This window comes from Acidobacteriota bacterium, from assembly GCA_016184105.1.
In the GTDB taxonomy this organism is placed as follows: domain Bacteria; phylum Acidobacteriota; class Vicinamibacteria; order Vicinamibacterales; family 2-12-FULL-66-21; genus JACPDI01.
The window spans coordinates 240,218-252,750 of the sequence record JACPDI010000012.1; the positions used below are offsets into that span (position 1 = coordinate 240,218).

A 12,533-nucleotide genomic window follows, 5' to 3' on the forward strand; every position below is an offset into this window, starting at 1 on the left:
GTCACACCACAATCTTGTTGAGCGGGTACTCGACGATGCCTTCGGCACGCGCGGCCTTCAGGCGAGGGATCAATTCCCGGACCGTCCGTTCTTCGAGGATCGTGTTCACCGCCACCCAGTCGTCCTCGCTGAGCGGCGAAATCGTCGGGCGGCGCAGCGCGGGCAGGAGATCGAGGACCCCCTGCAGATCGCCTCGCCGCACGTTGAGCATCATCCCCACCCGGCCTTGCGCCGCGATCGCCGCGCGCAGCAGGAGCGACAGGTGCTCGACACGCGTCCGCTTCCACTCGTCGCTCATCGACGCGGCGTTGGCAATGAGCTGCGTGTTCGACTCGAGGACGGTGTCGATCACGCGGAGGCGGTTGGCGCGCAACGACGAGCCGGTCTCGGTGACTTCGACGATCGCGTCAGCGAGAACCGGCGGCTTGACCTCTGTGGCTCCCCACGAGAACTCGACGTCGACCCGGACGCCCCGGGCGGTGAAGTACGCCTGCGTGGCGCGCACGAGTTCGGTCGCCACCGTGCGCCCCTCGAGGTCCTCCGGGCGCTGAAACGGCGAATCTTCGGGGACGGCGAGCACCCAGCGCACGGTGCCGAAGCTCTGCTTCGCGTACACCAGGTCGGTGACGACCTCGAGCGACGCGTCCGGACAGCCGGCGCGATAATCGGCAATCCAGTCGGCGCCGGTCAGCCCCGCGTCGAGCACGCCGTCCGACACGTAGCGCGCCATTTCCTGCGCGCGAATGAGCATGCAGCTGATCGTCGGATCGTCGATCGCCGGAAAGTACGAGCGCGAGCTGACGTAGATGTTGTATCCGGCCCGCGCGAAGAGCTGCACGGTGGCGTCCTGCAGCGAGCCTTTCGGAATGCCAAGTTTGAGCGTCATGTCAGTTCCCTTGTGAAGCACGACACCGTTCCCGTATGACACACTTTCCCGTCGCCGAGCCGCTCGACCCGCACGAGCACCGTGTCGTCGTCGCAGTCGGCGAGCAGGCGCCTGACACGCAGCCGGTTGCCCGAGGTTTCCCCCTTCGTCCAGAGCGCGCCGCGCGTCCGGCTGAAGAAGGTGACCAACCCGGTCTCGCGCGTTTTCGCAAGCGCCTCCGCGTTCATGAATCCGACCATCAGCACCTGGTTGGTCTCGTCGTCCTGGACGACCGCAGGAATGAGACCGGCGAGCTTCGTGAAATTCATCTCATCTTCTCGAGAGCGGCATCAGTAACAAAAAAAAGCCCCGCGCGGGTTGGACCCGGCGGGGCTCAGGACAGCTCGTTGTGCGCCGAAAATCAGTGTCGCAGCGCGTGCGCGGAGGTCCATCGGCCCGCCGGGGCGGGATGATGATGATGGCGCACGTGGTGGTGAAACTGACGCTGCACTGCCCATCAGCGTAGCCCACGACCGCCGGGGTTGTCAAAAAAGCGAGATTATCAGCAGTTGCGGCGATCTTCCGCGGCACACGCTTTGCGTTTTCGTGTGGCGACTGCCTGACTCATCCTTGAGAGGCGACGGAGGGAACACCGTGACACCCGTATCAGCGGAAGCAGAGGACCAGCGGCGCGAGGAACGCCGCGGCGGCGGCGGCCGCCAGCCGTCGAAGCTGCAAGTGTGGCCCGGGCAACCATATCGACTCGGCGCGACGTACGACGGCAGCGGGACGAATTTCTCCGTCTTCTCGGAAGTCGCCGAGCGTGTCGAGTTGTGCCTGTTCGACGAGCACGGCGAGGAGACGCGCGTCGATCTGCCGGAGACGACGGCGTTCTGCTGGCACGGGTACCTGCCGGTTGTCGGCCCGGGGCAGCGGTACGGCTTCCGCGTGCACGGAGCGTGGGATCCGGATCGCGGCCATCGCTGCAACCCGTCGAAGCTCCTGCTCGATCCCTACGCGAAGGCGATCGAAGGGACCATCGAATGGAGCCAGTCGGTCTTTCCCTATAACTTCTCCGACCCCGACGGGGCGCCAAATACGGACGACAGCGCGCCGGCGATGCCGAAAGCCGTCGTCATCGCGCCGTACTTCGACTGGGGGAACGATCGTCCGCCGAAGACGGGGTGGCACAGGACGGTGGTGTACGAGACGCACGTGAAGGGCTTCACGATGCGCCACCAGAAGATCCCGGAGGAGCTTCGCGGCACGTACGCAGGGCTCGGCCACCCGGCCGCGATCGAGCACCTGCTCCAGCTCGGTGTGACGGCGGTGGAATTGATGCCGGTGCACCACTTCGTGCACGACGCGCATCTGCGCGAGCGGAACCTGCGCAACTACTGGGGCTACAACTCCATCGGGTATCTCGCGCCGCACGCCGAGTACTCGTCGAGCGGGCAGGGGGGCCGACAGGTACAGGAATTCAAGGCGATGGTCAAGGAACTGCATCGCGCCGGGATCGAGGTGATCCTCGACGTGGTCTACAACCACACCGCCGAAGGCAACCACATGGGGCCCATGTTGTCCTTCAAGGGGATCGACAACGCCGCGTACTACCGGCTGATGGGGGACAACCCGCGGCACTACACGGACTACACGGGGACGGGCAACAGCCTGAACATGCGCCACCCGCACGTGCTCCAACTCATCATGGACAGCCTGCGCTACTGGGTGTCCGAAATGCACGTCGACGGGTTCCGTTTCGAGCTGGCCGCCGCACTCGCGCGCGAGCTGCACGACGTCGATCGTCTGTCGGCGTTCTTCGATCTCATCCAGCAGGATCCCATTGTCAGCCAGGTCAAGCTGATCGCCGAGCCGTGGGACGTCGGCGAAGGGGGCTACCAGGTGGGCAACTTCCCGCCGCAGTGGTCCGAGTGGAACGGCAAGTATCGCGACACCGTCCGGGACTTCTGGCGCGGCCAGGATCAGACGATGGGGGAGTTCGCGTACCGGTTCACGGGCAGCTCCGACCTGTACGAGCGCACCGGGCGGCGGCCGTTCGCGAGCATCAACTTCGTGACCGCGCACGACGGGTTCACGATGCGCGATCTCGTGTCCTACAACGAGAAGCACAACGAGGCGAACGGCGAGGAGAACCGTGACGGCGAGAGCCACAATCGCTCGTGGGACATGGGCGCCGAAGGGCCGACCGACGATCCGGAGATTACGCGCATGCGCGAGCGGCAGCTCCGCAACTTCCTGGCGACGCTGCTCCTGTCGCAGGGAGTTCCGATGCTGCTCGGCGGTGACGAGATCGGCCGCACGCAGCGAGGCAACAACAACGCGTACTGCCAGGACAACGGGATCTCCTGGTACGACTGGAACGAGGCGGACGGATCGCTCCTCGAGTTCGTCCGATCGCTCGTGCAGTTCCGGCACAAGCACGCGGTGTTCCGCCGCCGCCGCTGGTTCCAGGGGCGCGCGATCCGCGGATCCGAGGTGAGCGACATCGGCTGGTTCACGCCGGGCGGCGAGGAGATGTCCGAAGAGCACTGGCGGCAGGGGTTCGCGAAAAGCCTCGGCGTCTTTCTCAACGGGCAGGCGATTCCGACGCCGAACAGCCGCGGGGAGCGCGTGGTGGACGACAGCTTCTACGTGCTGTTCAACGCGCACTCGGAGCCGATCGATTTCGTCCTGCCGGACGGCGCGTGGGGTCAGCAGTGGACCGTGGTGCTGGACACCAACGAACTGCAGCCTCCGGACGAGGGGCGCACGGATCGCGTCCACGATTCGCTGCAGACGCTCAAAGTCGAGGCGTGGTCGCTGGTGGTTCTGAAGCGGGTGGCGTGAGCTCCTGAGGTCTACCGCAGAACGCGCAGAACACGCAGAAGAACTCAGTGTTGATGACCGAACGGAAGTTGTGGGACCGCCGTTTCACCTTCCGGACTCTGCCAGCTAACCGCTAGACTGATAGCTAGCCCTCGCTAAAAGCGGCGTTGGTCGGATGAACACCATCGAACCCTCGTTCGCTTGACGTCTTGTCCGCACTTGCGCTCCGCTCGCCTCGCCTTTCAATTATTTGGCGCCACCCGAGAGTGCTGACGAAGACGTGGCGAGCCTAAGTTTCGTCAGTTGGAACCAAGTCAGCCTTTGGCTCCGGCAACTCGACAGTTTTCGTGGCGGGGCGGCGTAGTGTTAATCGGTAGTTGCTCTGCGCCCACACAGCGGTCCGCCGACCGTCAGGGCAGTGTGGGGGATCGGTCCCATTTCGCACGATCGCTAAACACAGCCGCAACGTCGAAAGCAAGAAAGCGCCCCACGTCGAAGCCATGGTCCGCAAGGAGACCCGTGTGTGCTGCTTCAATCACGTACGGCAGGGTGAGCGCGAGTCGAGTTGCGTCAGCGAAAAAACGAGGGTCGTCTGGCTGGTGGCAAGCTTCCGCTGTCGCCTGAAGCGAACCGAGGAAAACGCAGTCCGGGCGATTCGGATCGGGCATCGCTTCCAGGACGACTTCATCCTCCTCAGCCTTCGCGTCGAGCCACTTCTTGAAATCCGGCGGCAGCAGATGAAACCCGACAAGATTGCGAATTGCCGCGAGTCTCGCAATCAGGGGACCATTTGGCGAAAGCAATCCTCGGCATTCATCCAGTGATTCGTGCGGCAGTTGACGACCTCTTTCAACGCCGCGCTCCGCGAGCTCCCAGAGGCGCCCCGCGTGGCTCTTGTCGCCGTAGATGATCTTCGCGACCTCCTGGATGTACGAGACGACGAAGATCGACAAGTGCGCGAGGTTCCGCTGATCCACGAGTCCGCGCTGCTCCGGCACTTGCGCATGTTGGGCGAGGACCGTCTGTAAGGCATTCGCGGCTGCGCCGAGCCGGAGGAGCATGATTGTGTCCGCTCCGCCCTTTCTCAGGATTCCCGCCGGCACTTTCATTTGAAACGGCAGCACGACGCGTGGAAGCAGGCGATACTCGCCGTCGCCTGCCGCATCACGGACGACCACCGCTCGTCCATCCGCGTAATTGAATTGGATCGCCAAACCCGGCAAACCCACCGCCATCCCCCGGTGCTCTCCGGCTTGGTCGTGCACGAACTTGCAGACCTGCAGGAAACCCTGAGCGTTCGACGCCATGAAATCGATCGCGCGGCGGCCTTCTACCTCAATTCGTTCAATCCGCACGCTGCCATCGCGGTTCTTGAATTCGACGTCAAACTTCATGCGCGCAGCACCCCCTACCACAGTTTCCGAATCCGTCGAACGCACACGCCGCCACGACGAGATACGGGCAACGAGGCCTTCTGATGACGCGTCGTACGCTTCGGAAATTCGCGAACAAGTCCTTCGGGCTGTTCGACCTCGTGTTGGCGAAGAGCGCGGCGATCTCGTCGACGCCGAAGTCGTGCGCCTTGCCGATGTCCTCCGCGAACTCGGAGCAGCTCCTCAATAATGGGAGCGCCCGACTTCATTGTGACCTCCCTGAAGGCCAGTTCCTCGGGCCGTGCCGCGGAGCGGTGGATCCTCTCACTCGAACGCACCGTCGCGCTGCCGATGTGCTCGCGGTTCCACGTCAACCGGTAGCGATCTGGATCGCGGCAGCGACGCCGCTGTGAAAGGCGTCAACCATCGCCTTTTCCGTAGGAGAGCACCAGGCCGAACCAAGCCGAACCAACTCGCCAGCCAGGGTGAGGCACTTCGTCCTTATCGTGCACTCGGCCTGGCCGTAGTTGCCACATTGCATTCGACGCGCTGCAGCACGACTCGTCTTTCCGCTAGCTCTTGCCGATCCTTGTTGACATAACAGGTGCCTTCAGCCCACGCGCCCAGCGTCGTCAGGAATTCGGATTCTTCGGAAGTCGCTAACAACACCGTCGCAGGGGAGGTCTGTCGAAGAGCGGCCTGTGCTGCGGCGGCATCCTTCGCGTATAAGAAGGTTGCGTTGACGGCCGCTCCCGCGTTTATTTGATCGAACCACCAAATATTGGAAACGATGAAGGACACGTCGTGGCTGGCGAGAGCCGTCGCATAAGCCAGGCGAGAGTAATAGCGCTTGGACGCTCGCAATTCGCGATACGCAGCCCTCGTGGTCACGAGTGCGGCAACGAGCACGAGCACAACAGCCGCACGAGCGAACCATCGCTCTGCGCCGTGGTCTGTCCACAGAATCCGTATCTTGTGTGCGGCGACGAGCAGCAGTACGGGCGCTGCGAAAAGAATATAGCGCGGCCCCCACTGAGCTCCTCCATCATTCGGTGCAGTGGCTATGACAGCAACGATGCCCAGAAGAGTTGCCCACCCGACTGCACGCGCGATAGAAGGACCTTGGCCCGGCTCCACGGGAGCCAGAGCCAGCGCGGCGGTCGGGGCAGCAGCCCAGAGATTCTCGCGGGGCAGCCAGCCAAGCGCGACCCCAGTGGAGAGCAGACCCAAACCAAAATAGCCTGCTATGCGACCCCCCGGCGTTGCGCCCCACAGGAAGCCGACTAGCATCAACATCAGCGCCAGCGCGACGGCCCAGTTGCCGCTTGGGCCGAACCAGCGATCGAGCAGCATGATCCGAGATCGAGGCCAGTCCGTGACAAGCGCGCCGAGATTACTGGAGACATGCACTCCAGAGAGGTTTCCGAAGTGCAGGTAATTGAAGACAACGATCGGCAGCATTCCAGCCGCGAAAGCCATGGCGAGGACCGCTCTGGATCTCGACGGAAGGATCGTCATGGCTGCAAGTCCACCAGCGATGCAGAACCAGACGCCCTCCGGCCGCAATAGTGCAGCAAGCGAGAGCAGCAGGCCCGCAGCAGCGATCTTCCAACCCGTCCGCCCGACAGCGAGCAGGGTCACCCCCGCCATCACGGCCGCAAGTGCCGGTAAGTGCTCCCAATATTCCAACCCGTAGAAGACCATTGGCGAACAGAAAGCCGTAAGGAGGATTCCAATCGTGCCGGCCGCAAGCCTCAGGCGCTCCGCCAGAACGCCCATGCAAACGAGAAGGAGGCCAAACGCGAAAATGGGCAATACGTACGCGCCTCGCACGCCGAAGAACCCGATGAATGGAGCAGACAGGATCGGGAACAAAGGAGACGTTATGGCATGCGCGTGACCTTCGTGGTGCACGAAGAACGGCGACAAGAACTGCGGCGCTGGCGCTCCGTTGATTCTCGGCAGGTCCAGCTCCAACGGTCTCAGCGGATGTTCCCAAGCAGCCTGCGCGGCTATCAGCTTGACGCCAGGATCTCCTGCGAAGAATCCATCCGCAGGAAGGCCAGCGGAGAGTGATGCGAGGAGAACTGTGAACCCGATAGCCGCGACCCACGCGCGACGACTGGACATGCAACGGCAGGGTACTACAACGGCACGCAGGTCTTCCAAGCGATATCCCAGTAGCTCTTGAAACGTGACAGCGTCGACTCTTCAAAGCTCGTGCTATACGCCGCTGACTAGCGAAGGCGACGGCCGCATCAAGGAGGCGCCACCAAGACGAGAGTCTCGCCGGGCGATCTGCGCCATCAAGTCGATTCCGGCACATAGCATCACTTGCCGCTTCTCGATCTCCTCGTGGTCACCACTCGCGGGCGGAGCTGCTGAAGCCCGGCCGGTCAACTGGGGCTGAAGAGGTCTCACACATGCGGCAAGGAAATCGGACCTCGCCCTGCGGTCCGTGGTAGCAGCATCAGACAGACCGCACGTCGGCGCGTCGTTACACCTTTTTCCACCGTGTGCCTGGATCGCCGCACACGTGCGCGCGCCGTTGCGGTCCGACGTTTTCGTTACCTGACTCACACACTTGAACGCCCTCGACGTGGGCGCCGCAGTCTCGGTGTCCATTCAGCGGGTCCGGTTTGTGGAACATCAATTGCGGCCCCTCACTGTAACTCTGTTGTCGTCGGGCGTGCCGTTGGCGAGCGCGCGCGCATTATCGAGGGGGGCCCATGTATCCGCGTCGAACTCTGGCTGTCGTGTTCATGCTCTTCGTCGTGACGTCTAATCGGCTCTCGGCACAGGCTCACTATCCAATCCTGCAAGTCGAGCCGACGATGAACACCGTTCCGATCCCCAACGGCGTTCCATTTCGAGATGCCTGCCTGAACCCCGGTTCATGGCCGACAGGCTGGGAGCGTACCGACTTCTTCGGCAACGCTCACCAGTTCATGGCTACTCTCAGTGACGGCGAACTCGCGCAGTGCTTCTCCAACATCCGAGCGGCGGGCAAGCGTCTCGTTGTCGCGACGGGCGCGCTCAAGCCCCATTGCACAACGGCCGCGGCGTGTTGGGCCGGGGTCGTGGGTAATTTTCGTCGATTCCGCGATCTCGGCGGGACGCCCGACTACCTCGAGATTGACGAGCCGTTGACCACTGGCCAGCAGCCGATGGATTACTGGTACGCCGTGCAGCAAACGGCGGAGTTCATCCGACTCGCCCGGAGCGAACCGGGACTTGGCGGCATGCAGGTCATCCTGCAGGAAGCGTATCCAACCCAGACTGCCGCGACGTTGAGCGCGTTCTACCGTGACGTGAATAACGAGACAATCGCCAGGACGGGATGGGGCATCCAGTATGCCCAACTTGATCACGACTGGAACGCCGGCGGCAGTGTCAGCGACTTGGTCTCGATCCAGAACTCGGTGCGCGCAAACGGAATGAGCTTCGGGGTCATCTTCTGGGCCGCGGGATCGTGGGGATGGTACGACGGGCTGATGCAGCAGGGGGAAATGTACCGGAACATGCGCCGCTCGGGCCTTGCGCCCGACATGTACGCGGTCATCAACTGGACCGGCGCGCCGACAACCACGCTCGCGGAATGGGACGGGACGTGGGCGTTCATGAGGTCCGTCCGTGACTTCTCGCTCACGTACACGCCGACGCCCAGCGGCTTCGGGCTACGGTCGAATGAGGCGCTCTATGCAGGCCAATCCCGGACGTCTGCCGACGGCCGCTTCACGCTCATCTACCAGGGGGACGGTAATCTTGTGCTCTACTACGGAAGTCAGCCGCTCTGGGATTCCGGCACTTGGGGCACATCACCAGGCCAGGCGGTCATGCAGGGAGACGGGAATCTCGTGGTCTATGACGCCAGCGGCTACGCGAGGTGGGCCTCGGGCACATCGGGCTACAACGGCGCCTACCTCGTGGTCCAGAGCGACGGAAACTTGGTGATCTACAGCGGCGTGTACCCGGTCTGGGCGAGCAACACGGCCTGGTACTAACTAACAACAGCCGAACACCACCGTCTGGCGCTCGTACGCGGCGAGCTCGCCCGCTGGCCACGCTCACGCCGACCCCATTGGCCGCCACGAAGAATCGAGAAGGGAGCGAACTGAGATCGCTCCCTTCTCGGCTAGGATCCGTCCCGAGTCTTGTGGAAATTGCCTGATGGCGTAACCGGCTGCTGACGGTTGACCACTCTACGTCCTCACGCGACTTTCTTCCACTCCTTCTCGAGGAACGACGGCAGCTTCGTGTAACCATCGATTTTTCGCGGTTGAATCTGCCCGAAAGCGACCAGGCCGTAGACCACGGTCAGCGCGGCGGCTTCGGTGCTGAACGACGCCTGCGTTTTCGTCCGACGACGAAATTCGCGATTGAGATTCTCGATCGTGCTGGTGGTCCGAATCGATTTCCACGTCTCCTGGGGGAAGGCATAGAAGGTCAGGAGCTCCAGACCGGCTTCTTCCAGCGATTTCGCGACCGCTGGGCAGAGCGTCGACCACTTCTTCACGAACGCATCATGGGCGGCGCGTCCGGCGCGGCCATCGTCGGCGTAGATGATGCGGTCGTAGTCGCGTTTCATCTCTGCACGCGCATGCTGGGGACAATGCGCCTTCAGATTTTCGAGCTTGTGGGTGGCACAGCGCTGGATGCGGACGCCGTCCCACTGTTTCAACGCGTTCTTCAAGCCGGCATTGCCATCGACGACGAGCAGGAGCGGTGCCGCGAGGCCCCGCTGCTGAAGGTCGGTGACGACCGCGCCCCAGGTCACCTCGGCCTCGGATGCGGCGAGGCGCAGCTGCAGCAAGCATTTCTGGCCGTTTTCCGCCACGCCGAGCGCCGCAAGCACCGGCACCGAGACGACGCGTTTCGCCAGGCGGACCTTCAGATGGAACCCGTCGAGGAAGATCACCGCGTAGCGCTCTGTCGAGAGATCGCGATCCTGCCACGTGGCAAACAGCGCCTTCAGACGGGCCACGATCCGCGACACCGCGCTCTTGGAGAGGTGCCGCTCGCCGACAGCGGTTTCAGCGCAGTCCGGATGCGGCGGCTATTCACGCCCCCCAGATAGCCGAGAATCGCCTCGTCGATCTCACGCGTCCGTCGCGCATAGCGAGGCAGCAGCTGGCTGTGCAACTCCTGCGTCGCGCTTCGCTGCCGACGATTCGCCCGCGCGGCACGATGACCGCCCGCGGTCCCTCCGGCGTGGTGATCGTCCGCTCTCTGCTGCCGTTGCGGTACCCCCGGCGTTGCTCCGTGCGCTCGTGACGAATCGAAGGACTCGACGTACAGGGCATCTTGGCGTTTGCAGAGCGCGTTTTTGGTCTGGTTACACCAAATAGATGGGCTTCGTCGCGCAGGTTTTATGGGGCGATTTCCGCGCACCTCATCCGTTCCCACTGACCGACGGCCTCGGCGCCCGACTGAAGTGGCGCCGCCAGGGCAACCATCGCGTCGTTTGATTCTACCGTGCTGGCCGAAGCACGCGCATTCCAAAATCTCGCATCGCGTCACGCTGTTTTTCCGTGAACGACACATCGAGTCCGAGAATCTGCCCCGCAATTACATCGGCGCGCAGCAGTTGGATGAACTCCACCAACGTGATCTCCGCCGATGCGTTATCCAGCGACGCTGAGGGATCCAAATCAAGGGCGCGCAGGCGGTCTGAAGCGTCGATGGTGGTCGCTTGCGGGCTTTTCGGATCGAGAACAAAACGCAGCACCAGCCCGCGAATAGCGTTGGGGTTGACGTTTAGGCCGGCTCCGATTCGGATCTGTAATGTGCCTGGCGGCTCAACCGGCGGCCGCTGTGGCAAACGAGCGGACAACACCAGCGTGAGGGTGCCGTGCTGGCCTGAGGGTAATAGGCCCAGCGAAATCTCGGTCTCTCGGGTACTGGAAATAACTTCGCTGCGGATCTCTCCATCACGCCACTTCGCTGCCAGCACATCCTGTAGCTGACGAGCGACCGCGAGACCCGCTTCTCCAACAGCGGCACGTGCGATCGCACGTGCCGCGCCAACAGCTCCGATGACAAGAAGAACAAGAACAAGTGCGGTTCTCATCTCGCGGCGGCCTCCACGCCGCCCGCGATCTCTGCAGCCAAGTGTAACCTCGCATCCATTGCTACGGCCCAGCCAAGCCGCCGACGTGGCGATACAGCGATAGCGCGGGATTCGCCAGGGCGACACACGATCCGTCGGTAGCGCCACCGAACTGTGAATCCGTCGTTGACTGGAGGAGATGTCGCAAACGGTATAGCCATTCGCTCACATCCGTGGTGTTTAGGTACCAGTCGTTCATGAAGGCGCACCACTCCTGGAGGAGTGCTGACCGATCCGAATCGGTCAACGTAATGGACAGCAGTGACTCGAACAGAATCGCCTTCTCGTTCCAATAGTCGTTCGGAGAAGTTTCGTCGGATCCATTCCACGCACGAAGCTTGGCCAGGAACTCGTGCAGCCGCTGGCGCCACAGGTTCGACTGCCGGTTTGTGATCTCGCGCTGATCGGGAAACCGCAGCTCTGTGGCGTCTAAATGGAGCGTTCGTGCGGAATCCGAGCGCCAGTACCCTGGCTCATCTACTGCTTCAGTCAACCCAGAGAACTCGATGTCCCGTTCGGTAATCGGTGGTGGTTGCACACCACCGCTGGCCGCAGCCAACGCAGCATTCACTATCGGAAGTGTCACCTTCGAAAGCGTCGTCGGACGTTCGAGCGAGTCTTTGCACCGCTTCGAACTCGCGTGCCGAATGAGGTAGCCCCTGAGCGCAGCCAAGAGACTCGCGCTGGAAACACCACGGTCCTCCGCGACTCTTGCCAGATTGATAACCGCAGCTAGGTCGGCCATCGTGTTGTCGCTGAAGGTACGATCGTCGGCTGTTAGGCTTTGCAGGTCCTGAGCGAAGGCAAACACCAGGCGGTTCCACTCGGGCGACGAAATCTGAAGGGCCACCAGTAAATCGGCGACAGGCTTGATCTGTGCGGCAGAAGATAGACGCAAGTGGGACTCTAAGAACAGCAAGTGCTCGTCTCTCGCTCGCTCAACCGGGTCGAATCCACGAGAAAACACAGCGTGGAGCACTTGGTAGTAGTCGTCCACGTTGGGCACCAGCAGCGACGTGCAAGCCACAGGTCCAAGAGCCAGGTCGGTTGCCATGAAGCGTTGCTTGGCACCGTATGGAGTAATGTTCAGCAATAGCCGTACGAGTCGGAGGGATAGCGACGCGCGGTCCAGGCCCATCAGCATGCCAAGATGCTTCGACCCGCTGGCAGTTTCGATCTCACCGCCCACCGTCAATCGCCGACGTGCGGGTCCCTCCGGCGTGTCAACGATTTTGAGACAACGTGGTTCAGCAATTTACTGTAGCGACTCCACGGTGCGGATGAGCGTGGTCGATTGATGCTCGAGAGCGACGTGTGATCCGTTGATTCCCCCATGCTGCGGGTCGATCGGGGTGACGAT

General features: G+C 62.6%; 9 protein-coding genes. 2 read left to right on the forward strand and 7 right to left on the reverse strand.

The window, feature by feature from the left end:
- Position 1: 1 nt before the first annotated feature.
- Positions 2-886, reverse strand: coding sequence for an ATP phosphoribosyltransferase (locus tag HYU53_05225; GenBank protein ID MBI2220590.1), 885 nt, complete (start codon positions 884-886; stop codon positions 2-4).
- Positions 883-1,194, reverse strand: a complete 312-nt coding sequence (gene hisI / locus HYU53_05230) for a phosphoribosyl-AMP cyclohydrolase (GenBank protein MBI2220591.1) — start codon at positions 1,192-1,194, stop codon at positions 883-885. The genes HYU53_05225 and hisI overlap by 4 nt, the downstream gene beginning before the upstream one ends.
- A gap of 403 nt (positions 1,195-1,597) precedes the next feature.
- Between hisI and glgX the strand changes: the two genes are divergently transcribed.
- Positions 1,598-3,712, forward strand: a complete 2,115-nt coding sequence (glgX, locus tag HYU53_05235; protein MBI2220592.1) for a glycogen debranching protein GlgX — start codon at positions 1,598-1,600, stop codon at positions 3,710-3,712.
- A gap of 389 nt (positions 3,713-4,101) precedes the next feature.
- Here the strand turns inward: glgX and HYU53_05240 are convergent, their stop codons facing one another.
- Both HYU53_05240 and HYU53_05245 read right to left on the reverse strand, forming a co-directional pair.
- On the reverse strand, positions 4,102-5,085 hold the full coding sequence (locus HYU53_05240) for a hypothetical protein (GenBank protein MBI2220593.1): 984 nt from the start codon (positions 5,083-5,085) through the stop codon (positions 4,102-4,104).
- A gap of 480 nt (positions 5,086-5,565) precedes the next feature.
- A complete protein-coding gene (locus tag HYU53_05245; GenBank protein ID MBI2220594.1) occupies positions 5,566-7,194 on the reverse strand; it encodes a hypothetical protein in 1,629 nt (542 codons plus the stop codon).
- Positions 7,195-7,793: 599 nt separating this feature from the next.
- Between HYU53_05245 and HYU53_05250 the strand changes: the two genes are divergently transcribed.
- Positions 7,794-9,068, forward strand: a complete 1,275-nt coding sequence (locus tag HYU53_05250; protein MBI2220595.1) for a hypothetical protein — start codon at positions 7,794-7,796, stop codon at positions 9,066-9,068.
- Positions 9,069-9,274: 206 nt separating this feature from the next.
- On the opposite strand, the gene HYU53_05255 is transcribed toward HYU53_05250, so the two are convergent.
- From HYU53_05255 to HYU53_05265, 3 genes are all read right to left on the reverse strand, one after another.
- Entirely contained in the window at positions 9,275-10,060 is a 786-nt protein-coding gene (locus HYU53_05255; protein MBI2220596.1) for an IS256 family transposase, read from the reverse strand.
- Between the two features lie 474 nt (positions 10,061-10,534).
- Positions 10,535-11,134 carry a hypothetical protein gene (locus tag HYU53_05260; GenBank protein ID MBI2220597.1) on the reverse strand — a complete coding sequence of 200 codons (600 nt, stop codon included), beginning with the start codon at positions 11,132-11,134 and terminating at the stop codon, positions 10,535-10,537.
- Positions 11,135-11,195: 61 nt separating this feature from the next.
- A complete protein-coding gene (locus HYU53_05265; GenBank protein ID MBI2220598.1) occupies positions 11,196-12,317 on the reverse strand; it encodes a hypothetical protein in 1,122 nt (373 codons plus the stop codon).
- Positions 12,318-12,533 lie beyond the last annotated feature (216 nt).